The sequence below is a fragment of the Rhodococcus sp. 06-418-5 genome, from assembly GCF_002258285.1.
Classification (GTDB): domain Bacteria; phylum Actinomycetota; class Actinomycetes; order Mycobacteriales; family Mycobacteriaceae; genus Rhodococcoides.
Map to the genome: position 1 here is coordinate 341,930 of NZ_NOYE01000031.1, position 26,260 is coordinate 368,189.

Annotated in this window: 25 protein-coding genes; 14 read left to right on the top strand and 11 right to left on the bottom strand. The window is 64.9% G+C overall.

What is annotated here, in order from left to right; all coding sequences use genetic code 11:
* Positions 1–10: 10 nt before the first annotated feature.
* From paaI to CH274_RS22995, 4 genes are all read right to left on the bottom strand, one after another.
* Positions 11–379 (bottom strand): hydroxyphenylacetyl-CoA thioesterase PaaI, encoded by a 369-nt coding sequence (gene paaI / locus CH274_RS22980; protein WP_082074055.1) that lies wholly within the window; start codon positions 377–379, stop codon positions 11–13.
* Positions 380–402: 23 nt separating this feature from the next.
* Positions 403–720 carry an EthD family reductase gene (locus CH274_RS22985; protein WP_094659024.1) on the bottom strand — a complete coding sequence of 106 codons (318 nt, stop codon included), beginning with the start codon at positions 718–720 and terminating at the stop codon, positions 403–405.
* On the bottom strand, positions 717–2,744 hold the full coding sequence (paaZ, locus tag CH274_RS22990) for a phenylacetic acid degradation bifunctional protein PaaZ (RefSeq protein ID WP_094659025.1): 2,028 nt from the start codon (positions 2,742–2,744) through the stop codon (positions 717–719). Before paaZ ends, CH274_RS22985 begins: the two co-directional genes overlap by 4 nt.
* A gap of 76 nt (positions 2,745–2,820) precedes the next feature.
* On the bottom strand, positions 2,821–3,432 hold the full coding sequence (locus tag CH274_RS22995; RefSeq protein WP_032380646.1) for a TetR/AcrR family transcriptional regulator: 612 nt from the start codon (positions 3,430–3,432) through the stop codon (positions 2,821–2,823).
* Positions 3,433–3,543: 111 nt separating this feature from the next.
* On the opposite strand from CH274_RS22995, the gene CH274_RS23000 reads away from it, so the two are divergent.
* From CH274_RS23000 to CH274_RS23050, 11 genes are all read left to right on the top strand, one after another.
* Positions 3,544–4,743 carry a thiolase family protein gene (locus CH274_RS23000; RefSeq protein WP_094659026.1) on the top strand — a complete coding sequence of 400 codons (1,200 nt, stop codon included), beginning with the start codon at positions 3,544–3,546 and terminating at the stop codon, positions 4,741–4,743.
* The gene (locus tag CH274_RS23005; RefSeq protein WP_032404454.1) at positions 4,740–5,462 is read left to right on the top strand and encodes an enoyl-CoA hydratase/isomerase family protein; all 723 of its coding nucleotides are present in this window, start codon (positions 4,740–4,742) and stop codon (positions 5,460–5,462) included. Before CH274_RS23000 ends, CH274_RS23005 begins: the two co-directional genes overlap by 4 nt.
* Positions 5,459–6,310 carry a 3-hydroxyacyl-CoA dehydrogenase family protein gene (locus tag CH274_RS23010; protein WP_094659027.1) on the top strand — a complete coding sequence of 284 codons (852 nt, stop codon included), beginning with the start codon at positions 5,459–5,461 and terminating at the stop codon, positions 6,308–6,310. Before CH274_RS23005 ends, CH274_RS23010 begins: the two co-directional genes overlap by 4 nt.
* On the top strand, positions 6,307–7,077 hold the full coding sequence (locus CH274_RS23015) for an enoyl-CoA hydratase/isomerase family protein (RefSeq protein WP_094659028.1): 771 nt from the start codon (positions 6,307–6,309) through the stop codon (positions 7,075–7,077). Before CH274_RS23010 ends, CH274_RS23015 begins: the two co-directional genes overlap by 4 nt.
* A gap of 154 nt (positions 7,078–7,231) precedes the next feature.
* Positions 7,232–8,179 (top strand): 1,2-phenylacetyl-CoA epoxidase subunit PaaA, encoded by a 948-nt coding sequence (paaA, locus tag CH274_RS23020; protein WP_094659029.1) that lies wholly within the window; start codon positions 7,232–7,234, stop codon positions 8,177–8,179.
* Positions 8,176–8,538 carry a 1,2-phenylacetyl-CoA epoxidase subunit PaaB gene (paaB, locus tag CH274_RS23025; RefSeq protein ID WP_032404451.1) on the top strand — a complete coding sequence of 121 codons (363 nt, stop codon included), beginning with the start codon at positions 8,176–8,178 and terminating at the stop codon, positions 8,536–8,538. The genes paaA and paaB overlap by 4 nt, the downstream gene beginning before the upstream one ends.
* 28 nt (positions 8,539–8,566) lie before the next feature.
* Entirely contained in the window at positions 8,567–9,484 is a 918-nt protein-coding gene (paaC, locus tag CH274_RS23030) for a 1,2-phenylacetyl-CoA epoxidase subunit PaaC (protein WP_032404450.1), read from the top strand.
* 41 nt (positions 9,485–9,525) lie between these two features.
* Entirely contained in the window at positions 9,526–9,987 is a 462-nt protein-coding gene (gene paaD, locus CH274_RS23035) for a 1,2-phenylacetyl-CoA epoxidase subunit PaaD (RefSeq protein ID WP_068054497.1), read from the top strand.
* A complete protein-coding gene (gene paaE, locus CH274_RS23040) occupies positions 9,987–11,081 on the top strand; it encodes a 1,2-phenylacetyl-CoA epoxidase subunit PaaE (RefSeq protein WP_094646539.1) in 1,095 nt (364 codons plus the stop codon). Before paaD ends, paaE begins: the two co-directional genes overlap by 1 nt.
* A gap of 17 nt (positions 11,082–11,098) precedes the next feature.
* Positions 11,099–12,406, top strand: coding sequence for a phenylacetate--CoA ligase PaaK (gene paaK, locus CH274_RS23045; protein ID WP_094631999.1), 1,308 nt, complete (start codon positions 11,099–11,101; stop codon positions 12,404–12,406).
* Position 12,407: 1 nt separating this feature from the next.
* Positions 12,408–13,313, top strand: coding sequence for a helix-turn-helix domain-containing protein (locus CH274_RS23050; protein ID WP_032395429.1), 906 nt, complete (start codon positions 12,408–12,410; stop codon positions 13,311–13,313).
* A 40-nt stretch (positions 13,314–13,353) separates the two neighbouring features.
* Here CH274_RS23050 and CH274_RS23055 read toward each other — a convergent pair whose 3' ends face one another.
* The 7 genes from CH274_RS23055 to styD all read right to left on the bottom strand — a co-directional run bounded on the left by CH274_RS23055 (position 13,354) and on the right by styD (position 22,943).
* The gene (locus tag CH274_RS23055; protein WP_094659030.1) at positions 13,354–14,874 is read right to left on the bottom strand and encodes a GMC family oxidoreductase; all 1,521 of its coding nucleotides are present in this window, start codon (positions 14,872–14,874) and stop codon (positions 13,354–13,356) included.
* 102 nt (positions 14,875–14,976) lie between these two features.
* Entirely contained in the window at positions 14,977–16,686 is a 1,710-nt protein-coding gene (locus tag CH274_RS23060) for an amidohydrolase (protein ID WP_094659031.1), read from the bottom strand.
* A 22-nt stretch (positions 16,687–16,708) separates the two neighbouring features.
* Positions 16,709–17,236, bottom strand: a complete 528-nt coding sequence (locus tag CH274_RS23065) for a hypothetical protein (RefSeq protein WP_143546630.1) — start codon at positions 17,234–17,236, stop codon at positions 16,709–16,711.
* Positions 17,206–18,621 carry an APC family permease gene (locus CH274_RS23070; protein WP_094659033.1) on the bottom strand — a complete coding sequence of 472 codons (1,416 nt, stop codon included), beginning with the start codon at positions 18,619–18,621 and terminating at the stop codon, positions 17,206–17,208. The genes CH274_RS23065 and CH274_RS23070 overlap by 31 nt, the downstream gene beginning before the upstream one ends.
* A complete protein-coding gene (locus CH274_RS23075; protein ID WP_094659034.1) occupies positions 18,614–20,560 on the bottom strand; it encodes a primary-amine oxidase in 1,947 nt (648 codons plus the stop codon). The genes CH274_RS23070 and CH274_RS23075 overlap by 8 nt, the downstream gene beginning before the upstream one ends.
* 88 nt (positions 20,561–20,648) lie before the next feature.
* Positions 20,649–21,218, bottom strand: a complete 570-nt coding sequence (locus tag CH274_RS23080) for a TetR/AcrR family transcriptional regulator (protein WP_094659161.1) — start codon at positions 21,216–21,218, stop codon at positions 20,649–20,651.
* Between the two features lie 240 nt (positions 21,219–21,458).
* Positions 21,459–22,943: a phenylacetaldehyde dehydrogenase StyD gene (styD, locus tag CH274_RS23085; RefSeq protein ID WP_094659035.1), complete on the bottom strand. Its 1,485-nt coding sequence runs from the start codon at positions 22,941–22,943 to the stop codon at positions 21,459–21,461.
* A gap of 291 nt (positions 22,944–23,234) precedes the next feature.
* On the opposite strand from styD, the gene CH274_RS23090 reads away from it, so the two are divergent.
* From CH274_RS23090 to CH274_RS23100, 3 genes are read left to right on the top strand one after another with little or no spacing between them, the layout of a single operon-like run.
* A complete protein-coding gene (locus CH274_RS23090) occupies positions 23,235–24,293 on the top strand; it encodes a carbon-nitrogen hydrolase family protein (protein WP_094659036.1) in 1,059 nt (352 codons plus the stop codon).
* The gene (locus CH274_RS23095) at positions 24,286–25,287 is read left to right on the top strand and encodes a phenylacetaldoxime dehydratase family protein (RefSeq protein ID WP_094659037.1); all 1,002 of its coding nucleotides are present in this window, start codon (positions 24,286–24,288) and stop codon (positions 25,285–25,287) included. The genes CH274_RS23090 and CH274_RS23095 overlap by 8 nt, the downstream gene beginning before the upstream one ends.
* A gap of 20 nt (positions 25,288–25,307) precedes the next feature.
* Complete coding sequence (locus tag CH274_RS23100) at positions 25,308–26,258, top strand: helix-turn-helix domain-containing protein (protein WP_094659038.1); 951 nt, start codon at positions 25,308–25,310, stop codon at positions 26,256–26,258.
* Positions 26,259–26,260: the final 2 nt, after the last annotated feature.

The window sequence follows — 26,260 nt, forward strand, 5'->3', positions numbered from 1 at the left end:
GGTTCGATCGCTACCGCGCTATCGTGCGACTGTCGCCTCGGAACTCTGCGACCAGCTCACCTCGACACGACACCGACACGTCGTACAGCCCGTTGCGGCCGAACCTCGCACGCTCGACGGCGTCCGCGACCAGGACGTCGCCGGTCTTCGTCGGACGCAGGTAACGAATGTCGCAGCGGGCTGCGACGGCCGAGTCCTCGTGGGAGTTGCAGGCCATCGCGAACGTGGTGTCCGCCAACAAGAACACGTAGCCGCCGTGGGTGATGGCGTATCCGTTGACCATGTCCTCGGTGACGACCATCGACATCCTGGCATGCCCGGGTGACAGCTCGATCAGCTCGATTCCGAGCTTGCGCGATGCGGCATCGACCTCGAACATCTCTCGAGCGATCTTCGAATCCGTCACGGCTGCAACACCGATCGCTCGTTCTGGGTGAACATCGTGACGCCACCGGTCGCGAAGTTGCGCAGATCCTTGCCTGCCGCCTTCATCTCGGGCGAGGCCAAGCCGGTCTTCAGCGATGCCTCGTCCGCGAAGTACAGGCCGGCGATCGCGTAGTACGGCGGCGGTGAATCGTCGAGCGAGTCGAGCGTGCCCCAGGTGAAGTCGACCAAACCGGGGACAGCCCGCGCGAGGGGCATGTGCACCTCGGCGTAGTGACGATCGAATGCGGCAGTGTCCTCGGGCATCCCGTAACAGACGGCTACTCGTACGCTCATGATGCGACCTCGGGCTTCGCGACCAGGGTCAGCACGTCGTAGGTCGCGACGGGATCGCCGTCCTGGTTGACAACCACTGCATCCCAACGCACCTCGCCGTAATCGGCACTCTGACGCGGTGTGATGAGCTTGGCCGTCAACGTGACCGTCAACGAATCCTCGGCCTTGACCGGCGTCAGGAAGCGAAGGCTGTCGACGCCGAAGTTGGCCAGGACGGGGCCCGGGGCCGGGTCGACGAACAGCCCGGCGGCCAGGGAGACCACCAGGTAGCCGTGCGCGACGATTCCACCGAACAGCGGATTGGCGGCTGCCGCTTCAGGATCGGTATGAGCGTAGAACGTATCCCCGGTGAACTCGGCGAAATGATCGATATCAGCGCGGGTGACCTGCCGTGGTCCACCGATGATGGTGTCGCCCAGTGTCAGCTCGCCGAGGTTCTTACGGAACGGGTGGACGTCGCCGGTCGTCTGCTTCGCCCCGGCGACCCACTTGTTGCCGATGGCCGTCAGGACGTCCGGTGTTCCCTGAATTGCAGTGCGCTGCATGTGGTGCAGGACGCCGCGGATACCGCCGAGTTCTTCACCGCCGCCTGCGCGACCGGGTCCGCCGTGCACCAGGACCGGCAGAGGCGATCCGTGGCCGGTCGATTCCTTGGCGTCCTCGGAGTTCAGGACCAGGATGCGGCCGTGGTACGGCGCGCTGCCCAGGACGATCTCACGCGCGATCGCAGAATCCTTGGTCACGAGAGATGCAACCAGAGAGCCCTTTCCGCGGGCTACGAGATCGAGCAGGTCTGCGGTGCCGTCGTAGCCGATGACGGTCGATACCGGCCCGAACGCCTCGATCTCGTGCGGTTCGGGCGCGGCCTTGTCGCCGGCCTTCAGCAGCACCGGTGCCATGAACGCGCCTGCTCGCTGATCCACCGCGTCGGGATCGCCGAAGACCACCGATGCGGACTTGGTCAGTCCACGAATGGATTTGAGGACTTCGTCTCGCTGATCGATGCTGGCGAGGGCACCCATGGTGACCCCCTCGTCGGCCGGATCACCGACGACGACCTTCTCCAGCTTGGTCTTCAGTGCCTCGATGACGAGCTCGACAGAGTCCTGCGGAACCAGCACCCGGCGAATGGCTGTGCACTTCTGCCCGGCCTTGGACGTCATCTCGGTGAAGACACCCTTGACGAAGAGATCGAACTCTGGATCGTCCTGTGCCACATCGGATGCCAGTATCGAAGCATTGAGGGAATCCGCCTCGGCCGTGAAGTGCAGTCCCTCGCCCACGACGTTGGGATGAGAACGCAGGGTCGCAGCGGTATCGGCGGATCCGGTGAAGGCCACCGAGTCCTGGCCGCCGAGGTGGTCGAGCACACCGCGGGCACTGCCGCAAAGCAACTGCACCGAACCCTCGGGCAGCAACCCTGACTCGATGATCCGGCGGAACACCAGCTCGGTGAGGTACGCAGTTTGGCTGGCAGGCTTGACGATCGACGGCACGCCCGCGATGAACGCGGGGGCCAGCTTCTCGAGGAAGCCCCAGACTGGGAAATTGAACGCATTGATCTGGACGGCGACGCCGCGCCTCGAGGTGTAGATGTGCTGACCGAGGAAGGTGCCCTTCTTACCGAGCTGCTCGATCGCGCCATCGAGATAGACCGTCTCGTTGGGGAGTTCGCGTCGGGCCTTACTCGCGTAGCTCAGCACGGTTCCGAATCCGCCGTCGATGTCGACACCGGAATCGCGGGTGGTGGCGCCGGTGTGCCGGGAGAGTTGGTAGAACTCCTCCTTGCCTGCCATCAGCGTCAGGCCCAGTTGCTTGAGCAGGGCTGCACGCTCGTGGAACGTCAGGGCTGCGAGCGCGGGCCCTCCGACGGTGCGGGCGTAGTCCACCATGCCTGCGACGTCGAGTCCGCTGGATGACACCCGAGCGATCTCGCTGCCGTCGACGGCGCTCAGCAGCGGCGCTCCCTCATCGGTTGCGGAATACCACGTGCCCTGGGCATAGCTTTCCAGAAGTCTGCTCACAACGCCTCCATCTCACCGTACGTTCGGTCGGTAATTACCATCGCCGTCAGACGCCGAGATGTCAAGACTTGTCGCCCTACGTGCGGCGCAGGCCGTCGAAGGTCAGGGCCACGACGGCGTCGGCCAATTCCTCGACCGATCCGCCGGTGCGCGGGCGATACCACTCGATCAGCGAGTTGACCGTGCCGAACACGAGCTTGGACGCCAGCGCGGGATCCACCCCTGGACGCAGGTCGCCCTCCTCGGCCGCAGCCACCACGAGCCCGGTGACGAACGAGTCGAATTCGCGCCGACGGGCGAGGGCCCGCCGCTCAACGTCGGTGTTGCCCCGCACACGCAGCAGCAGCGTCACGTAGGGCAGCTCCGCACACAGGATGTCCACGCTGCGACGCACCAGGTATTCGAGGCGGTCGATGTATCGCCCGGTCGTGGCCCGATCCTCGGTCGTCACGGCGAACAGCGCATTGAGAGCCCGCGACAACGCGAGTTCGAGCAACTCGGACTTGCCGGACACATGGTGATAGATCGAGGACTTGGTGATGCCGAGCCGCTTCGCCAGAACTTCCATGCTGGTGCCGTCGTATCCACGGTCGTTGAAGACCTTGACCGCCACTGCCAAGAGCGAGTCCAGGTCGTATCCCGGCCGCCCTGGCTGTCCGGTCTTGCGCGGCGCGCGTGCGGTTGTCATTGCCACATCTTCTCAGTCGGTGCCCGATTCCACAGCACCGTGGGCAGCAAACCTTGCCAAACAACCGAATGTTCGGTTATTAATGACGCAACCGTACGGAGGAGATTTCAAGTGGGCGAAGTATTTCTCGTGGCCGGCGCACGCACGCCGCACGGACGCTACGGCGGAGCACTGGCGTCGGTGCGCCCCGACGATCTGGCCGGGCTGGTCGTCGCCGAGGCGGTCCGACGCGCGGGTGTGCCCGTCGACCGGATCGACGAGGTGATTCTGGGCGCCGCGAACCAGGCAGGCGAGGACAATCGAGACGTAGCGAGAATGGCGGTTCTGCTCGCAGGACTCCCCCACACGGTGCCGGGATATACCGTCAACCGCCTGTGCGCGAGCGGACTGACTGCGGTTGCGAATGCCGCCAGCACCATTCGCAGCGGTGAGGCCGACATCATCGTCGCCGGTGGCGTCGAGTCCATGACCCGCGCGCCGTGGGTCATGGCCAAGCCGGGAACCGCGTGGGCCAAACCCGGAGAAATCTTCGACACCTCCCTCGGCTGGCGATTCACCAATCCGACCTTCGCCTCCCACGACGCGGGGACCGATCCCAAGATCACCCTGTCGATGGGCGAAACCGCCGAGGAGGTCGCGCTCAGCGAGGGCATTACCCGCGAGGAGTCCGACGCCTTCGCGTTCCGCAGTCAGCAGCGTGCCGTCGCCGCCCAGGACGCCGGACGCTTCGCCGACGAGATCGTGCCCGTCACGACCAAGAGCGGCGAGGTCACCGAGGACGAGACGCCGCGACGCGGAACCACTGTGGAGAAGCTCGGCACCCTGAAGACCGTGTTCCGCAAGAACGGCATCGTCACCGCCGGAACGTCCTCGCCGTTCACCGACGGTGCATCGGCACTGGTGGTGGCATCGGAGGAGGCCGTGAACAAGTACGGCCTCGAGGTGCGCGGACGCATCGTCACCAGCGCGAGTGCCGGTATCGCGCCGCACATCATGGGGCTCGGGCCGGTGCCCTCCACACAGAAGGCGCTCACCCGCGCAGGATGGTCGGTCGAGGATCTCGGTGCCGTCGAACTCAACGAGGCCTTCGCGGCACAGTCCCTCGGCGTCATCCGCCAGCTGAAGCTCGACGAGAACATCGTCAATGCCGACGGCGGTGCCATCGCCCTCGGACACCCTCTCGGCTCGTCGGGTGCTCGAATTCTGTTGACGCTGTTGGGCCGGATGGAACGTGAGAAAGCGTCCCGCGGACTCGCGACGCTCTGCGTCGGCGTCGGGCAAGGCGTGTCGATATTGATCGAGGCACCGTGAACACGCTCGTCGTCGAGGAGCTGACGGACCGCGTTGTCGTCACTCTGAGTCGCGAGAAGCAACGCAACGCAATTGATTCCGAGATGATCGGCGAGTTGCACGAGGTGTGCGCGCTCGTGGAGCAGGATCCGAGAATCGTCATCCTGACCGGCGCGGGCGAGCACTTCGCCGGGGGTGCCGACATCAATCAGCTGCGGGCCCGCACCCGCGACGACGCATTGCGCGGCATCAACCGAAACCTGTTCGACCGCATCGCCGCACTGCCCCTGCCGACGATCGCAGCAGTGCGCGGTTACGCGCTCGGCGGTGGAGCAGAGTTGTCCTACGCCTGCGACATCCGCATCGCGTCGCCGACGGCCGTGTTCGGCAATCCCGAACCGGGCCTGGGCATCATGGCTGCCGCCGGGGCCAGCTACCGGTTACCGACACTGGTGGGAGTGTCCGTCGCGAAGCAGGTTCTCCTCGGTGGCCGGACGCTCGACGCCGAGGTGGCACTCCGCTCCGGCCTGGTGCTGGACGTCGTCGACGAGCCCTTGGCCGCAGCGCATTCCCTCGCGGATCGCATCGCCAAGCAAGCACCGTTGGCACTGAAGCTGACCAAGAAGATTCTCGATGCGCCCGGTTCGCACCCGTGGGCCGACGACATCGCGCAGGCCGTGCTGTTCGAGACCGAAGACAAACAACGCCGAATGACGGCATTTCTGGAGAAGAAGAAATGACAGTTCCCTCTAACGTGGCCGTCGTCGGTGGTGGACGCATGGGCGCCGGTATTGCCCAGGTGTTCGCGGCTCTCGGCTCGAACGTCGTCATCGCCGAAGCCGCCGACCAGCAGGCCGCCCTCGGACGAGTCTCCACCGGACTCGACCGAGCGCACGAGCGCGGCAAACTCAGCGAGGATCCCAATGCGATTCTCGCCCGGGTCTCCACCGTCGCCGGGCCCGCGGATCTCCCGGCCGAACTCGACCTGGTTGTCGAAGCCGTTCCCGAGATCCCGTCACTCAAGGTCGAGGTGCTTGCTCTCGTCGACAAGATCGCCGGGCCCCAGACCGTCATCGCGTCGAACACGAGCTCGATCTCCATCGCCGAACTCGGTGCAGCACTGGGTGATCCGAGCCGCTTCATCGGGATGCACTTCTTCAACCCGGTTCCGGCGTCGACTCTCGTCGAGATCGTGCGCGCGCCTGCCACCTCCGCGGACGTGGTGGAGCGAGTACAGCAGTGGGTGTCGCTCCTGGGCAAGACCGAAGTGCTCGTCAACGACTCCCCCGGCTTTGCGACGTCACGGCTCGGCGTCTGCCTCGGACTCGAAGCCATTCGGATGCTGGAGGAGGGCGTCGCCGACGCCGAATCCATCGATCGCGCCATGGAACTCGGCTACAAGCACCCGATGGGCCCGCTGCGGTCGACCGACCTCGTGGGGTTGGACGTTCGGCTCGCGATCGCAGAACACCTGGCGTCGACCCTCGGCGACAGGTTCACACCCCCGCAGTTGTTGCGAGACATGGTTGCTCGCGGCGACATCGGACGCAAGTCCGGTCGCGGCTTTCACGATTGGACGAACGCATGACGGTACGGTTCGACATCACCGACGGCCTGGCGACCATCACCCTAGCGCGCCCCGAGGCACACAACGCCCTCGACGTCGCGACGAAGCTCGCGTTGGCGGAGGCCGTTCAGAACGCCGCCGCACCCGAGGTGCGTGCCGTATTGATCACCGCCGAGGGCAAGAACTTCTGCGTCGGCCAGGATCTGGGTGAGCACGTCACCGCGCTCGAGGCCGATCCGGCCACGGCGATGGATACCGTCAGTGAGCACTACAACCCGGTCATCCGAGGGCTCGCAGCGCTCGAGGTGCCGATCGTCGTGGCCATCCCCGGCGCATGCGTCGGCGCAGGTCTCGGGATCGCACTGGCCGGCGACATCCGAGTGGCCGGCACCAAGTCGTCGTTCGCGACGGCATTCACCGGCATCGCCCTGGCCAGTGACTCTGGATTGAGCTCCACGTTGGTCGAGGCACTGGGATCGAGCCGGGCCGCGGGTCTGATGCTGCTCGGCGACAAGGTCACCGCCCCGCAGGCCCTCGACTGGGGTCTAGTGCATCGCGTAGTCGACGATGCGGATGTTCTCGAGACTGCGCGCACGCTGGCCGCGTCACTCGCATCCGGACCGACCCAGGCCTACAAACAGGTCAAGGCACTGATCGCTCGATCCGGACTGTCCGACGCACTGGACCGCGAGGCGCAGGCGCAGACCGCCCTGGGCCAGACGCAGGACCACAAAGCGGCTGTCGACGCGTTCCTTGCCAAAAAGAGAGCCTCCTTCGTCGGCATGTGAGCGGGAGTGGAGCCTGCGGAACGACCCATGTGAACAGAAACTCGACCCATGCTACGAAGTTCCACGCACGTGAGGCGCAGCCGCTCTTGTGCGCGGAGCCGCACTCGAGGCATACTGGTTACCAACCGATCATTCGGTAATGAAAGTAGGACTTATGACCACGTCAAACACCTTGTACGCCGAGACGCTGCAGGACGGGTTCGACGACACCGTTGCCCGCGAACAGCGCGTCGAGCCCCGCGACTGGATGCCCGACGGCTACCGCAAGTCGCTCATCCGCCAGATCGCCCAGCATGCGCACTCCGAGATCATCGGTATGCAGCCGGAGGGCAACTGGCTCACCCGTGCGCCGTCACTGCGCCGCAAAGCGATCCTGATGGCCAAGGTGCAGGACGAAGCCGGCCACGGCCTCTACCTGTACTCCGCCGCCGAGACGCTCGGTGCAGACCGCGCCGATCTGACGGTCAAGCTCATCGAGGGCAAGCAGAAGTACTCCTCGATCTTCAACTACCCCACCCTGACGTACGCCGACGTGGGCACCATCGGCTGGCTCGTCGACGGTGCAGCGATCTGCAACCAGGTTCCCTTGTGCCGCAGCAGCTTCGGCCCGTACGCACGCGCGATGATCCGCGTCTGCAAAGAGGAGTCGTTCCATCAGCGACAGGGCTACGAACTGCTCGCCACGATGATGCGCGGCACCGACGAACAGCGCGCCATGGTTCAGGAATCAGTCAACCGCTGGTGGTGGCCGGCTCTGATGATGTTCGGCCCGCCGGACGACGAGTCCCCCAACACCGAGCAGTCGATGAAGTGGGGCATCAAGCGCCACACCAACGACGAACTGCGCCAACGCTTCGTCGACATGTCCATCCCGCAGGCGAAGGCCCTGGGCGTCACGTTCCCCGACCCGGACCTGAAGTGGAACGAGGAGCGCAAGTCGCACGATTTCGGCGAGCCCGACTGGTCAGAGTTCATGCAGGTGATCAAGGGCAACGGTGCCTCCAACGTCGAGCGCATCGCGAACCGGCGCGCAGCTCACGACGGCGGAGCCTGGGTCCGTGAGGCCGCAACCGCATTCGCCGAAAGGAACGCAGCATCATGACCGAATTCACCGCCGAGGGCGGCCACGGAGCGGTGCCCACCGAGGGTGTTCCGGTCGAGCCGAAAAGGGAAGCCGTCAAGGCAGATTGGCCCCTGTACGAGGTGTTCCTGCGCGGCAAGCGCGGCCTGAACCACGTGCATGTCGGATCGCTGCACGCCGCCGACGACCACATGGCGCTGCGGCATGCTCGCGACGTCTACACCCGACGCAACGAAGGCGTCAGCATCTGGGTGGTTCCGTCCAACTCGATCGTCGCGTCGTCGCCGTCGGAGAAGGATCCGTTCTTCGCTCCGAGTGGCGACAAGGTGTACCGCCACCCGACGTTCTACGAGATCCCCGACAACGTTCCCCACATGTGAGACCCACACTTCAAGAGGACACGCACTCATGACTGATCACGACAGCGCCTACGAGGGCCTCGTCGACGAGGATTCGCACGGGCAGTGGGCATTCGGGACGAGCTTCGACGACCCGCTCGCCGGAGTCGACACCACCGTGCCCGACGACGTCGACCTGAAAGCCCTTGCCGCGTACTGCCTCATGCTCGGCGACGATGCGCTGATCAGCTCACAGCGCCTGGCCGAGTGGAGCACCCGCGCACCGGAACTCGAAGAGGAAGTGGCACTGGCCAACGTCGGCCTCGATCTCCTCGGCCAGGCCCGGCTACTGCTGGCCCGCGCCGCCAAAGCCGACCCGACGGTCGTGCCGTTCATCTCGGACACCTCCCCCGCGCCGGCCGAGGACGCGCTCACGTTCTTCCGCGACGAGGCCGACTTCCGGAACGTACGACTCACCGAGCTCGACAACGGTGATTTCGCCAAATCTCAGGTGCGCCTTCTGGTGTTCTCGACGTGGCGTCTCGCACTCTTCACCCGGCTGCAGGATTCCCGCGATCCCGTTCTCGCCGCGGTTGCGAACAAGGGCGTCAAAGAGCTGACGTACCACCGCGACTACTCGGCACGCTGGGTCGTCACTCTGGGCTGCGGCACGGAGGAATCGAAGCGACGCGTCCGCGACGCGGTGGCTCGGATCTGGCCGTACGTCTCCGAACTGTTCGTGCCGACGGACGAGGAAATCGCACTCGCGAAGGTCGGTGTCGGCGTCGACCCACGCGACGTGCGCGAGGAGTTCGATTCCGTTCTGGCACAGGTGCTGCACGCCGCCGAGTTGGAGGCACCCGAGGGCAAGTCCGTGGGCACCATCGGCGGCCGTGGAGGCAGGCGAGGTATCCACACCGAGGCATTCGGGCCGCTGATCGCCGAGATGCAGGTCGTGGCGAGAGCGCATCCGGAGGGAGTCTGGTGACCACTCTCGAACGAACGGCACGCGAGATCGCCGCCACCGTCATGGATCCCGAGATGCCGCTGCTCACTCTCGACGACCTCGGCGTCCTGCGCGACGTCGAGGTACGCGAGAACGGCAGTGTGCTCGTCACGATCACACCGACGTACTCAGGATGCCCGGCGATGGCGACGATGCGCGACGACATCGCGCACAAGCTCACCGACCACGGCTACTCCGAGGTCGAGATCGTCACCAGCCTCTCCCCCGCGTGGAGCACCGACTGGATCTCCGAGGAGGGCCTGCGCAAGCTTCGCGAAGCCGGCTACTCCGTACCCGGCCCCGCCCCGGCGCGGACGAGTGGTCCGGTCCCGTTGACCCTGACAGTGAAGCCGCGGCAGATCGCCTGCCCCCAGTGCACTTCCACCAATACCCGCCTCACCTCCGAGTTCGGTGCCACCCTCTGCAAAGCCCAGTACCGGTGCGACGACTGCCTCGAGCCCTTCGACCACGTGAAGGAAATTTGATGACCGTCACCGCTGAACCCGTACAGAAGAATCTGCGGAACAAGCCTTTTCACACGTTGACCGTCGCGGATGTCGAGTCACTGTGCGACGACGCCGTCGCCGTCACGTTCGACGTGCCAGAACACCTCACGGACGAATTCGACTTTCGCCCAGGGCAATCCCTGATGCTCAGCCGCACGGTGGACGGCGTCGAGCACCGTCGCTCCTACTCGATCTGCGCACCGGTGGGCGCGCGTCCCCGCGTCGGTGTGCGGGAGGTGAGCGACGGCCTGTTCTCCTCGTGGTTGGTCCACGACGTCAAGGCAGGCGATCGAATCGACGTCCAGGGCCCGAGCGGTAGTTTTCACGCCGACCCGGCCGCAGGCGGCCGACACGTGCTCATCGCAGCCGGCTCGGGCATCACCCCGATGCTCTCGATCGCCGCTTCGGTGTTGGCGAACCCCGACGCCGAAGTCGTTCTGCTGTACGGCAATCGGCGTACCAGATCGGTGATGTTCGCCGAGGAGATCGCCGATCTCAAGGATCAGTACGGCAGCCGGTTCGACGTCATTCACGTCCTGTCCAGGGAACCGCGCGAGGTCGAACTGTTCAGCGGAAGACTCGACGCCGACCGGTTGCGCGAGATACTCGACTCCGTCGTCGCGACCCCCGAGATCGATCACTTCTGGCTGTGCGGTCCGTTCGGAATGGTGACCGACGCCCAGCAGGTACTCGGCGATCTCGGCGTGGCCAAGGACAACGTCCATGCCGAACTCTTCTACGTCGACGATGTTCCGCCACCCCAGGAGAAGCATCGCGAACCCGGCGTGACCGGACCGAGCAGCGAGGTCACGATCACCCTCGACGGCCGCTCCGTGACGGGCACTCTCCCCCAGGACGAGTCGATCCTCGATTCCGGTGAGCAGCTGCGCTCCGATCTCCCCTTCGCGTGCAAGGGCGGCGTGTGTGGCACCTGCCGCGCGAAGGTCACCTTCGGCGAGGTCGACATGCGCCGCAACTACGCCCTCGAAGACAACGAGGTCGCTGCCGGCTTCGTGCTCACCTGCCAGACCTTCCCCCTCAGCGACACCGTGACCGTCGACTTCGACGCCTGAGACACGAGAGAGCAATCATGACCAGTGTGCTGTCCGCCCCCACCGATACCCCCGATATCGAGTTCGCGTCTCGCGATCGGATCTCCACCCTGCAGTTGGAGCGCCTGCAGTGGTCACTGCAGCATGCGTACGACAACGTTGCTCATTACAAGAAGGCCTTCGACGACGCGGGGGTGCATCCGACCGATCTGAAGGACCTGTCGGATCTGGCGAAGTTCCCGTTCACCGCCAAGGCCGATCTGCGGGAGAACTACCCGTTCGGCATGTTCGCCGTCCCGCAGAACCAGGTCTCGCGCATTCACGCGTCCTCGGGAACCACCGGCCGACCCACCGTCGTCGGCTACACCGCGAACGACATCAGCAACTGGGCCGACCTCATCGCTCGCAGCCTTCGTGCCGGCGGGGTGAAGCCGTCCGACAAGGTGCACGTGGCCTACGGCTACGGACTGTTCACCGGCGGCCTCGGCGCGCACTACGGCGCGGAACGTCTGGGCTGCACCGTCATTCCGATGTCCGGCGGTATGACCGATCGTCAGATCCAGCTCATCGAGGACTTCGAGCCCGACGCCATCATGGTCACACCGTCGTACATGCTCACGATCGTGGACGCGATGATCAAGAAGGGCATCGACCCGGCCAAGACCTCACTGAAGACCGGTGTCTTCGGCGCGGAGCCGTGGACCGAGGAGATGCGCAAGGAGATCGAGAAGACTCTCGACATGGACGCCGTCGACATCTACGGCCTGTCCGAGGTGATGGGGCCTGGCGTCGCGATGGAATGCGTCGAAACCAAGGACGGACTCCACATCTGGGAGGATCATTTCTACCCGGAGGTCATCGACCCGGTGACCGGCGAAGTCCTGCCCGACGGCGAGGAGGGTGAACTGGTGTTCACGTCGTTGTCCAAGGAAGCGATGCCGATCATCCGGTACCGCACCCGCGATCTGACGCGACTGCTGCCGGGCACGGCCCGCACGATGCGTCGGATGCAGAAGGTCACCGGTCGCACCGACGACATGATCATTCTGCGCGGCGTCAACCTCTTCCCGACGCAGATCGAAGAGCTGATCCTGACCGTGCCCGTGCTGGCACCGCAGTTCCAGTGCGTGCTCGAGAGGGCAGGCCGCATGGACTCGTTGACCGTTCTCGTCGAGGCCCGCCCCGACGCCGCACTCGACTCGCACGCACCAGCAGCGGCGACACTGAAGAAGCTCGTCAAGGATCGCATCGGCGTGAGCGTTGCGGTCGACGTCGTCGCACCCGCGGCCCTCGAGCGTTCCATCGGCAAGGCTCGCCGTCTGATCGACAACCGTCCCGCCGTATGACATGAGCCCGGTGGCACAGAGTTTCGAGCAATGGCGCGAGAACGTCTCGACGGCGTTCGTGCCGTTGGACGCTGTGTCCACCGGGCCGTCGTCGTTCGAGGGCACGCTGGTGTCGTCGACGCTGGGGGCCTTGCAACTGAGCGAGGTGACCGGCCGCGAGGTCGACGTCCGGCGGACCCGCGCGACCATCCGGCGGTCCGATCCGGGCTTGATCAAGGTCGGTCTTCAGCTGACGGGGCGCGGCACGATCGTTCAGAACGAGCGCGAGGCCGTGCTGAACCCGGGTGACTTCGCGGTGTACGACACCAGCGCCCCGTACGAGCTGCATTTCGCCGGCAATTTCGAGATGTTCGTCGTGATGTTCCCGCGTCGAGAACTGCGTATCGACTCTCGTGAACTGACCACTGTGGCGGCGCGGTGCATCGAGGGTGCCCGCGGCGTGGGCGCGTTGGTGTCGCCTTTTCTGCATACCCTGCGCCGCAACGCCCTCGACGGCACTCTGCCCACCACGCCGATGCTCGAGCACGCGGTACTCGATCTTCTCGGTGCCGCTCTCGACGACGCAGCACCCCACGAGGCTCCGGGTTCGACACTGCTGATCGAGGCCAAGGGCCTCGTCGAATCGCACCTGTCCGATCCCTCGCTGTCCACGGCCTCTCTCGCTGCGCGCCTGCACATCTCGACGCGCTACCTACAGAAGCTCTTCGAGTCCGACGGTCGCACGGTGGCCGGATGGATCAGATCCAGGCGGCTCGATCGCTGCCATCGCGATCTCCGCGACCCTCGATTCGCCGCGGACAGCATCGGAACCATCTGTGCGCGCCATGGTTTGATCGATTCCTCGAACTTCTCGAAACTGTTCAAGGAGACGTACGGGATGTCGCCGCGGGAGTACCGCACCGGCTGAGCGGGGCCGGCGCATCCTCCGCAGGCCCCGCCCGTACGGTCTAGCTCCCCAGAATCAGATCCGAGGCCCGCTCACCCACCATGATCGACGGCGCGTTGGTGTTGCCCGACGGCACGGTGGGCATGATCGACGCGTCCGCGACCCGCAGCCCTTCGACGCCACGCACTCGAAGATTTGCTCCGACAACAGCATTGGGATCCGAGTCCGCACCCATCTTGCAGGTGCCGACCTGATGGTGGTACGTGCCGGCGGTCTGTCGAACATAGGCCCGCAGGTCGTCGCGTGTGCGCGCACTCGGCCCCGGAACCACCTCGGCCTTCCGCCACGGCGCGAACGCGTCGGAGGCACCGATCTCACGGCAGATCTCCACCGCGTCGACCATCGCTTCCAGGTCGTACGGGTCGGCCAGAATGTTCGGATCCGCCAGTGGCAGTTCACTCGGGTCCGAGGACGCCAACCGCAACGTCCCGCGCGAGCGGGGAGCGACGATGCCGGGTGCGATGGTGTAACCGTTCTCGGGCACCGGGTATCCGTCTGCCGGGTACGGAATGTGCATGAACAGGGGCTGCAGATCCGGTGCAGCGCCGGCCCATCCATTGCTGCGGGCGTAGAGCTGCGCCTCGAGCAGATTGTTCGTACCGGCTGCGAGCGGCTCGAGGGACTCGTAGATGTTGCTCAGCAGCAGGTGGTCGTGCAGATTCTCGCCAACACCCGGCAGGTCCACGACCGTGTCGATCCCGAGTTCGGCCAAGTGCGCGGCGGGTCCGATTCCACTGAGCAGCAACGTCTTCGGTGATCCGAGAGCTCCACCGCAGAGGATCACCTCGTGTTCCGCGAACGAGCGCTCCACCTCGGAACCCCCGCGGCTGTACTCGATTCCCACCGCACGGCCGTTCTGGAGCACCACCTTGTGAACGAGGGCCCCGGTGGTGACGGTCAGATCGGGGTTGTCCAGCACCGGGCCGACGAAGCTCTTCCACGCACTCATTCGTTCACCGTCGCGAGTGGTGGTGTGGTTGTAGCCGGCACCCACCATCTCGTCGGCGTTGAAGTCGTCGATCAGCTTGTGCCCGTGTTCGACTGCCGCATCGACGAAGGCGGCCGCCAGCGGATGCGGGGTACCCATGATGGACACCGGCAGTGGCCCGTCGCCGCCGTGGAACTCGTTGGCCCCGAGTTCGTGTGACTCCGAACGCTTGAACAGCGGCAGCACGTTCTCCCAGGCCCACCCGGCATCGCCGGTCGCGCACGCCCACCCGTCGTAGTCGCTGGAATGCCCTCGTACGTAGATCATTCCGTTGAGGGACGAGCTGCCGCCGAGTACGCGTCCGCGCGGCCAGAAAATCCGTCGATCGTTGGCGTGCTTCTGCGGAGTGGTGAACAGTCCCCAGTCCTGCGAGCCGCCCAACAGCGTCGGCCAGCCCTGCGGTGAGTGGATCGCCGGATCGGTATCCACAGGTCCGGCCTCGATCACGTGCACGGTGTGACCGGCATCGAGCAGCCTCCTGGCGATGACACTTCCCGCTGATCCTGCTCCCACTACGATGTAATCCGTCGACATGCGCTCCCTCTTTCTGTTGTGACCGTCGACACAACAGTCGCCGATCGTCGCGACGGAAACATGTCACTGAGCGCACACATTCTGGGTCAGACGCGCCCTCGTTCAGTGGCGAACCCACGTGGAGGCGCTGTAGACCTCCACACCCCCGACCACGGTCGACACAACGGGCACCGAAGGAATGTCGTGCGGATCCATCGCAGCGAGGTCACCGTCGAGAATACACAGGTCGGCCACCTTTCCCGGTTCGAGCGAGCCCTTCCAATCCTCGGCGAAGTCCTGCCACGCTGCGTTGATCGTGTACGTGCGGATCGCGTCGGCCAAACCGATGGTCTGCTCCGGCCCGCTGACTCTGCCCGACGCCCGGCTCTCCCGCAGCATCATCGTCGAGATGCCTTGCCTCCAGTCCGGTGTGGTGACCGGCGCATCGGACGAGCTCATCAGTGCCACTCCCGACTCGACGGCACTTCGGTACGGCCACTCGTACGCCGCTCTCTCGACGCCGACGACACCCTCTTCGAGATCGGCGATCGTCCACTTGATCGTGGGGTTCATGTTGACGCCGATATTGTGCTCGGCCAGGAGCGCGAGTGTCTGCGCACTGATGAAGTCTCCGTGAATGAGGTAGTGCCGCGCATCGTCACGCGGATGGGACGTCTGTGCCGCGATCAACGCGTCGGCAACCGTATCGATGGCTCGATCACCGGTGACGTGCACGCCGATCTGATGCCCCGCTTCGTGTCCGACCCGAATCATCTCGGTCACCTCGTGTACCCGACGCTCGTCGGTGTCACCGCCCACGCACAGTGACCCGCAGCCGCCGCCGACGTACTCCTGGTGCATCCATGCCGTCTTGCTGGGCGGAATACCGTCGGCGAACACCTTCACGCCGAGGATCCTGAACATGCGCGGATCCACGGTCGACGGCGGCTCCATCGCGCTGAGGTTGCGGTCGAATTCCGCGGCTGTTCCGCTCATTCCGGTGGGAAGCATCAGGGCCGAGACTCGAATCCCGAGCTCCCCCGACGCGGCGAGGTCGGCGTAGATGGACAGGCCCTCCTCACCCATCGCACCGCCGGCCAGATCTTCGCCGCCCGGCCCGAGTGCCGGGTCGGTGAAACTGGTGATTCCTTCTCGCTGCAGGATGGAGATCGCGGACCGCACTGCTTCCGTTCGCCTTTCGCGTGTGAGCTTCGGCAGAGCAGACTGGACGAGACTCTGGGCACCCTCCTGCAGGATGCCGATCAGGCGGCCGGACGGCTCCGTCGGTATCACTCCACCGTCCGGCACCACCGTCTTCTCGTCGACGCCGGCCCGCTCGAGCGCGGCAGAGTTCACCCACGAGACATGGCGGGAGAAGTCCTGCAGGAACACCGGATTGTCGGGCGAAACGGCATCCAGATCGAATCGAGTCGGTCGAACCGCCGGATCGGACACGCACTCGTCCAGATATCCCTCGTCCCAACCTGTTTCGACGATCCACTCACCGGGCTCCGCCTTCGCCACCGCACCGGCCACCGCGTCGACCACGTCGGCGATGGATCGGACGGCCGGAAAGCTCAGGTCCAGCGACAGCGGCGGTGTGTCCAATCCGAAGGCCACCGCATGCAGGTGCGAATCGTTGATGCCCGGCAGAACTGTCTTACCTGCGAGATCGATTGTCACGGTGCGCGGCCCGACGAACTTGTCCATGTCTTCGTCGGTTCCGGTGGCCAGGATCACGCCGTCGGCGATAGCGAGCGCACTCGCGATCGTGAACTCCGAGTCCACGACGAACACTGCGCCGTTGCGATAGACGATGTCTGCTGTAGTCATTGTTGTCTCCTGGATAGTGGAATCAGAAAGCTACGGGTGCCATTCCGAAGATCATGAGAAGGGAGCCGGCCGCCACCGGTCGTTCCGAGCGTCTCCGGTGAAACATGGTGATTGTCAGAGCGATCCATGCAACCAGCAGAACCAGAACTGCGATCCTCGGATCGAGACCGGCTCCGTGCCGGTGCATCGGCGCGGCGGAGCCTGCATCGGTTGCCGAATGGGTATGGAGCGAGGGCATCAGCAGCAGTAGGACCGCCATGCAGGTCAGGTCCACGACGCACGGACCGGACGGCGACGTCGGTGAAATACTGCCGGTCACATACAGAGCCGCGACGACGAGCGCGAGGCCCGCCGGAATCGCGATGGCGGCGTCCATGCCGAACATCGCCATCACCAGCATCACGACGCCCATGCACAGGTGTGCGACACGAATCCGTCCGGTACGGCTTCGATGTCCGACGACCGGCAGCACCGCACCGATCGCTCCGAGAATCATCGCCCCTGTCATGAGCACGGGTCTCAGACCGCCGTGGATTCGGGAGTGCGCCACCGAGTCATCCGCGCCGTGACCGTTCCCGCCGCGAAGAACACCGCCACGACGACCAACAGCAGCGCGGCGAGCACCCCTGAACCGCCGATGAGCAGTGTGAAATTGTCCAGCACCAGACCGAGAATCCCCACCAACCCAACGGTTCCGAGCGCCGGGGCGACAACGGTGTGCCAGGTACGCGTATCGACGGTCGATCGACGGAAGAACGCGATGATCGCGCCTCCGGTGAGGATCATCAGAACCAGGATGCTCACGGTGGCAAGTCCGGACATCCACGTGAACAGTTCCAGCACCGGGTCGGCGCCTGCTGCCGCGAAGACCACGAGAACCACCGCCGCCGAGACGGTCTGGAACAGTGATCCCAGGTGCGGGGAGCCGTGCCGAGAGTGGGTGCGCGCCAGCATCGACGGGGCGACACCTTTGCGAGCGAGCGCGAAGACGTACCGGCCGATGGCGTTGTGGAACGCGAGAAGGGCGGCGAAGAGACTGGTGACCAACATTATTTCCATGATGTCCGCCGACATCGGGCCCAAGTACTGGGCTGCAGCCGTGAAGGTCAATCCCGCCGTGTCGTCGGCAGCGGCCTGCGCGACGGACGCACTGCCGAAGGCGAGTACCACGGCCCAACTCGACACCGCATACACCAATCCGATGGTGATGACGGCGGCGTAGGTCGCGATCGGAACGGTCCGAGTGGGATTACGTGCCTCCTCACCGTAGATCGCGGTGGCCTCGAAACCGATGAACGACGCAATGGCGAACATCAGGGCGATTCCCGGGGATCCGCTGAAGAAGGCCGAGGGCGTGAAGGATTCGACGTCGATGCCGGCGGCACCGCCCTTGGCGAACACCGCGATCGACAGGATCACGATGATGCCGATCTCGAGCACCAGCAGGACCCCGAGCACCTTGGCACCGAGATCGATGCTGCGGTAGCCGAGTAGCGCCACGATCGCGACGAGCCCGAGCGCCCAGACCCACCACGGAAGATCGGGACCGCCGTACTTCACGACCAGGCTGTCGACGGTCGATGCAGCGAGGCCGTAGATGCCCGCTTGAATGGCGGTATAGGTCAGCAGCGCCAGACCCGCCGCGCCGAGGCCCATGGTTCTCCCGAGCCCCTTCTCCACGTAGGCGTAGAACGCACCGGTGTCCACCATGTGACGGCTCATGGCCGCGTAGCCGACGCTGAAGATCAGCAGGACGATCGCCGCGACGATGTAGGCGAGCGGAGCACCTGCACCGTTGCCTGTCGCAATCATGACCGGCAGAGCACCACCGATCGCGGTCAACGGCGCCGCAGCGGCGATGACCAGGAACACTATCCCGACGACGCCGATGGAACCGCGCAGTGTGCCTGCCGAACTCGACTGTGTCTCAGACATTCTGCTCACCGCCTGCGCAACTGGAGACGGCACAGTGTGCAGACGTCGAGCGCGGCACGTCGAGGGTGGGGTTGCGGTCGAAGAATCCTGCTGGCTTCAGTGTGAACCCGGTGTAGTCCACCGGCATGATCGGCCAATCCTCAGGACGCGGGAAATGGGTGAGCCCGAACGTGTGCCACAGAACGATGTCCTCGTCGACGAGGTTGCGGTTCGATGCCACGAATGCAGGCAGGCCCGCTCCCCCGTGGTGCTGATTGACGAAATCGCCTGCGGCATAACGTTCGCTCCGGTCGAACTGCGTCACCCAGAGATGCTTGGTGGCGAACGTGGCCCGTCGCGCGATCGACGAGTTGTCATCGGCCAGCAGCAGCGGCTGCCCCTCGGGGTGCAGCGTGTATCCGACGGGCTTTCCGAGCCGGCTCAGCGAGGTGGGATTGGTGACGTGCCAGACGCGGCCGACCGCGCCGTCGGCGACGCGTTGGGCCTCGGATTCGGTCGCGAGCAGTGTGTGTTGCAGGGCAAAGGCGTTGCCGTGCAGGTTGTCCGGCCCCATCGACACCCGGCGGGTCTCGACCTCCTCGACGGAGTTGCCGATGCCGTCGACCATCATGTCGAGTCGCGCGCTGAACAGGTGCTGGTGACACGGCGCTCCGAGTCCAGGGGCGATCTCTGTTGCGTAGGGGTAGTCACCACCGGGATGCCCGGAGGTGAAGACGATTCCAGTTGCCTTGACCTCGAATTCGATGGTGCCGTCGAGGTACAGGTACCAGAAGAAGCCGTAGTCGTAGTTGCCGATGGTGGTGAAGAAGGAGATCACGAGTCGGCGCTGGCGGCGGGTCTCGTGCGAACCCGACCACAGATCGGTGTGCTTCCACAGCACCCCGAAGTCCTCCTCGTGCATGCACACGGCATTGGTCAGCGTCTTCGGATTGCCGAATTCGTCCGCGATCACAGCATCGAAATACGTGATGTCCCCGACGCAGTCGCAGCCGAGTTCGAGGGAGTTCGCATACCGTCCCACCAGGTACTCACCGGTGTCGAAGTAGTTCTGCCACGACCGCACCGGCGATGGATCACCATAGGGCACAACCATTTCGGCGATCGATGCGCGATGGATGATCGGGCGAACGGTACCGCCGTCCTCGAACCCGATCTGGTGCAATACCAAACCTTCGCGGACGTCGAAACCGACTCGGAACGACCACTTCTCCCAGTCGACGAGATTGCCCCGCACCATGAAGCTCGGACCGTCGGGTTGGGTGATCTCGATCGGCTTCTGCGTCGTGCGGAGCGGACCGGTGACGGACAGATCATCGAAGTTTCCCGATTCCTCGGGGATGGGGACCGCGCCGAGATCGACGACCTTGTCGACCGTCCGGTTCATCACGTCGACGAACGCGACCAACCCGTCGATCGGATGCGCCCACGCGTGATCCGCGGGGTGGTCCTGGCGAAAGGCCAAGCCGCGCAGTATGCGTCGGCCATGCTCCCCCGGGTAGTCGAACACCCCGGCAGACAGGGGTGCCACTCGCACATCGGCTACGTCCAGTCCGCGGGCGGCCAGCGCAGCGAGCCAGGCGGGATCGGTGGACAGCACGCTCTCGACGAGCTCGAATTCCTCGTCGAGTACCGGCATCTGACCGTCGCGGATCGCGTCGAGCCGGGTGGAGCCGATCACCTGACGGTCGTCGAGGGAGACGAGAAGGTCGACGGCATCGGGTGTCGAGATGTCGTGCAGCAGCACTCGATAGGTGCGTCGAGTAGTCGGTTCGGCGACGTACAGCTCGGACTTGTCCGGTTCGTCGAGTCCGACGTAGACGAACCGGGTTGCGGCCGTGACGAATCCGGCGGCATCGACGATGTCTCGAACCTGTGCGATCTCGTCTTCGGTGGGCAACGACAAGGCGTGGTCGATTGCGTGGGGCGTAAGGGTTGGCATGGGTGTTCCTCGAGGTCGGGTGTTGGCTCTACAGACGTTGAATAACGAAGGCATGCGGCAAGGCGCGAGTCCCCCGCACACAGGGTGGTTACAGCTGAGCTATGAACCGATCGAGCATCTGGAACTGCCGATCGGCGGTGGTGTCATCAGGGGTGAGCACGCCGAGAATCTGCATACCCATCATCATGTTGAGCAACGTTTCGACGGCGATATCGACATCGAAGTCGCCGGCATCGCCTTCCGCGCGAGCCTGCTCGAGAAACTCTGCCATCCGCGTCCGCCACGACACCAGGGACCGACGGTTGGTCTCGTCCATGTGCTCGTCGTACATCGCGCGCTGCCACAGCGAGACTGCAATTCTTGCCTCGAGCAGAGTCTCGTCGGTCGTCGGCATCACTTCTCGGCAGAAGATGCGGAGGGCATCGAATCCTGTTGCCTCGCCGAGGGCTTCGTCGATACGGCGGTTCGTCGCCTCGAAGACGTGCTCGAATGCGGTTCGGAGAATCTCGTCCTTGCCCGCAAAGTAGTGGCTCAGCGCGCCGTTCGTGTATCCCGCCTCGGTCGCGATATCCCGCATGTTCGCGGCATCGATCCCCTTGGCAGCGATCAAACGCCAGGTTGCCGCGGTGATCGCGCGGCGGCGTTCGTCGTGATCCACGAGCTTCGGCACAGCCCTACGGTAGCGGCTCCCCGCGCGGACCTAGGGTTCGGGCATCGTCATCATCGCCTTCCGATCCGTTCGGACGTTGTTCTACGTCCGTTGAACTAAATCTTGCGACCTGCTCGTTACGAATCGAGTTTCCTTCGGTAAACACCGCGTTACCCCAGGTGAGCGGAACCTCGACCCCTGCTACGAAGTTCCGCTCACCTGCGTCAGCTCTCCTCACCTGCGCAAGCTCTAGAGAACTATCGTGACGACTTTCTCCTCGGTGTTGGCCTCGATACCGGCCCACCCGAGCTCACGGCCCGTGCCACTGGTCTTCATGCCGCCCCACGGGAGTGCGGGATCGATTGCCGCCCAACCGTTCACCCATACCGCGCCGGAGCGGACCTGCGCGGCCAGGGTGTGCGCCCTCGACACGTCGCGGGTCCAGATCGAGGCGGCCAGTCCGTACACGGTGTCGTTGGCGATGCGGATCGCTTCGTCCGCGGTATCGAACGGAATCACCGTACCGACGGGCCCGAAGATCTCCTCCTGGGCGATCTTCATGCCGTTGTCGGCGTCGGCGAAGATGGTCGGCTCGACGAAATACCCGGCCCCGTCGGGACGGCCACCTCCGGCCGCCACTCGGGCACCGCCGTCGCGTCCGGCCTGGATGTACCCCAGCACGCTGTCGCGCTGCGTGGCGTTGACGAGTGCGCCCATGGTCGTCGACGGATCGAAGGGATCGCCCACCACCTGAGCCGACGCCGCAGCGACCAGACCGTCGACCACCTGCGAGTACAGCGAGCGATGCACCAACACTCGGGTGCCGGCCGCACACACCTGGCCCTGGTTGAAGAACAGGCCCATCGCGGTTCCGTTGATCGCTGCCTCGAGGTCCGCGTCCTCGAGGATGATCTGCGGCGACTTGCCGCCGAGTTCGAGGGTGGTCCGCTTGAACGTGTCGGCAGCCTTCTTTGCGATGAGCTTGCCGACTCGAGGACTTCCGGTGAAGCTGATCTTGTCGACGTCCGGGTGACCGACCAGCGCGTCGCCGGTCACTTCTCCCAGTCCCGGAAGGACATTGACAACTCCCGCAGGTACGCCCGCCTCGTCGATCAGACGCGCCAGATGCAGGATCGACAGCGGGGCGTCCTCCGGCGGCTTGATCACCACGGTGTTCCCCGCCGCCAGGGCAGGTGCGAGCTTCCACCCGGCGATCATCAACGGGGTGTTCCAGGGAACGATCATGCCGATCACGCCGACGGGCTCGCGAACGGTGTACGAGTGCGTCGGCTGCCCGAAGTATCCCGCAGTGGGAATGGAGCTGCCGGTGATCTTGTCTGCCCAGCCGGCGAAGTGCCGGAAAGTGGCTGCTGCATTGGGAATGTCGAGCATCGCCGGTTGACCCACCGGCTTGCCGACGTCGAGGGCCTCGAGTCGAGCGAGCAGGTCGCCGTCGCGCTCGATGAGATCGGCAATCCGGTTGAGCAGCTTCCCGCGGATTGCTCCAGGAGTCGCGCCCCACTCACCACCGAGCTGGGCCCGGGCCGCGCGCACCGCTGCATCGACGTCCGACGCGGTAGCCGCAGCAACCTCGGCCAGGGGCTGTTCCGTCGTGGGGTTGATGTCGGTGAAGGTGCCACCGTCGGATGCGCCGCGCCACTGCCCGGCGATGTAGAGCTCGGTGGCGGTGCCGGTCGGCAACGACGGTGCGGCCGATTCCTGTAGTGCAGTCATGTTTGCTGGCTCCTTCTCGGGTGCCGATCGCGGCACCTGTGGCGTGTCTGCTCCAGACTGCGCCCGTGCCTACGAGAAGGTCTTGTGTGATCGCGCACACATTGTGCGGCAGATGCGCACCGCCCATCGAGCTCCACGCGTGACGATCGTGTGTCCACACTTGAGGTCCCGGTTACCGCAATGTTTCGGTATCCGACCGTGCGACGGAGAGTCAATTTTTCCGACACTTCGAGGCCATCGAATGGCCTTTCAGCAGGCAAAACTGGGGCACTCCCAACGAAAGGCCCGTCCATGAACCACCATCAGTTCCGCGCCGCAGCAGTCCAGGCCGCGCCGATCTTTCTCGATCTCGACGCCTCGATCGACAAGGCGATCGGCCTGATCGAGGACGCAGCTCGCGCCGGAGCCGAGCTCGTCGCGTTTCCAGAGACCTACCTGCCCGGCTACCCCTGGTACATCTGGCTCGACGCCCCGGCATGGGGATTTCAGTTCACACAGCGCTATTTCGACAACTCGCTCGAGTACGGAACTCCGCAAGCAGCTCGAATTGCGCAGGCTGCCAAAGACAATCACATCATGGTCGTGATGGGCCTGAGCGAGCGATACAAGGCAAGTCTCTACATCGCCCAGTGGATCATCGACGCGGAAGGCAAGACCGTCGCTATGCGTCGCAAGCTCAAGCCGACTCACGTCGAACGCACCGTCTACGGCGAGGGCGACGGATCGGATCTGTCGGTGTACGACACGGACCTCGGACGCGTCGGCGCACTGTGCTGCTGGGAGCACTTGCAGCCGCTGTCGAAGTACGCGATGTACGCACAGAACGAGCAGGTTCACATCGGAGCCTGGCCCAGCTTCTCGCTCTATACCGGAGCGGCCTACGCCCTCGGGCCAGAGGTCAATACGGCCGCCAGCCGCATCTACGCCGTCGAAGGCGGCTGTTTCGTCGTCAGTCCGTGCGCGACGGTCTCGCCCGAGATGATCGACATCATGTGCACCGACGACGCCAAGCGCGCGATGCTCACCGCGGGCGGCGGTCATGCACGCATCTTCGCTCCCGACGGCCAATTGATGCACGAACCGCTCGCCCCCGAGGCCGAAGGCCTGGTGTTCGCCGACATCGACACCAGCCTGATTTCCATCGCCAAGGCCGCCGCCGACCCGGCCGGCCACTACTCGCGTCCGGACGTGACGAGACTGTGGCTCGACAAGACTCCCGGCGACCGCGTCGTGTCGGGTGCGCAGCCAGTCGCGAACGCGCGCTACGACTCCACCGTGGACGTCGCCGCCGAGGTACGGCTCGAGATCACCGAGCAGCTCGCTCACGACGAGGACGCCGCCCGTGTCTGAGCTCGAATCCGCGATACCCGATCACCTCGTCGTTCCACGGTCGTGTCCGCGCAGAACACCCGAGAGCTACCAGCCGCCCTTCCCGTCGTACGTCGCTCGCTTTCCGGTATCGACCGAGCGAGTCGTGATGGGCTACTTCGGAATACAGGGCGTACCCGACGCCTCCCCGTGGGGTGACGACGGCCCACCCCGGACGGACCGGGCGCGCTACACCGACGAGGAGGGCATCGACACGACGGTGTTCATCGGCTACTGGGACGACGTGGCCGCCTTCGACCGCTGGTTCGACACCGTCGGCCGGCACTGGACGAGCGTCCGAGGCCGCTTCGTCGAGATCATCAGACCGACCGTCGACCGTTACGAGACACTGTTCTCGTCCACCGGACGAATGGAAGGTGTTGCCACTCTGACCGATTCACTCAGTGGAACCATCCTCGAGCATGCCTACTGGGGCGGGGTTCGAGATCGAATCCCGTTGTCGCAGAGTGACTCGCTTGCTCCCGGCGGGGAGCCTCGGGTGGTGCGCGAGGGCGACAGAGTCAGGATCGTGCCGCAGGAGAACCTCTGCCTCATCCGATCCGGGCAGGATTGGGCCGATACCGCCGGGGCCGAACGAGAGATGTACCTGTGGGACGTCGAACCGGTATTGCGGGCCGGCATGGACTTTCTCCGCGACGACGGACTGGCCATCGGATGCTTCGCCAATCGGTACATGACCGTCGTGACCGACGACGGCACCGATACCGACAAATCGTTCGGTATGAGTTGGTGGCGCAGCCTGAGCGATCTGGAGGAATGGGCCGAGTCGCATCCGACGCACGTGGCCATCTTCGGTGCCGCGCTGAAGTATCTGTCGACGATGGGCCCCGCAGCCGCCCTGAGGCTCTATCACGAAGTGACCGTCGCGGCGGCGGACGAGCAGTACTTCGAGTACTTCGGCTGCCACGACCGCACCGGTCTACTGCGCACCGCTGCCGAGCGTTCTACTCTGTGACCGGACGGGAGGTACCTGACATGGGCGATCCGCTGCGCACCGATTCGGTGGACCGGGCCGACAGCGTCGACTTCTGGACCGCGGCGGTGAGCCGGACGTACGTCGATCTCGAGTGCACGATTCCGGAGGACGCATCTGCGATCACCGGCCGTATCGAGTCCACCGGACTTGCGACTCTCGGATTGTCGCGAGTGTCTGCGACGGCTCAGAATGTGCTGCGGACGCCTGCAGGTATCTCCCGAACCAGTGACGACTACTTCCTGGTCAGTGTCCAGACGTCGGGAACCGGGTTCGTGGTCCAGGACGACCGAACTGCGGTCCTGCAACCGGGGGACTTCGCGCTCTACGACACCACCCGGCCCTACAGTCTTCGCTTCGACGACCCGTTCGCCCAATACGTTCTGATGCTCCCCGGAGCAACGCTGCGGACGCTCGTCCGGGATACGAATTCTCTGACCGCGCGCGCTGTGTCCGGACGGCACGGAGCGGGAAAACTGCTCGTCAGCATGATCTCGTCGATCATGGACGACGCCGACATGAGTACCGCGTCGGCCGAGGCCGTGTCGCAGAGCGTCGAGTACATTCTGGTCGCGGGCCTGGTCGGACTCACCGGGGTCGAGAAGCCCGCCCCGTATGCGGCGTCGGAGAGACTCGGCGAGATCAAGCGCGCGATGACCGCGCGACTGCGTGATCCGGACCTGACCGTCACGGGAGTGGCTGCCTCGCTGCACTTGTCGCTCAGTACGGTGCATCGAGCATTCGCCGGTGAGCCGTGCACCGCCAGTGAATGGATCTGGATGCAGCGACTCGACGGCGTCAAACGGGCACTGTGCGAGCCGCAGAATGCCCGCACCACCATCGGCGCGTTGGCGGCATCGTGGGGATTCACCGACCCCGCGCATTTCAGCCGCGCGTTTCGTGCGCGCTTCGGCTGCACCCCCAAGGACTTTCGCGACACCAACCGAAGCTGAGT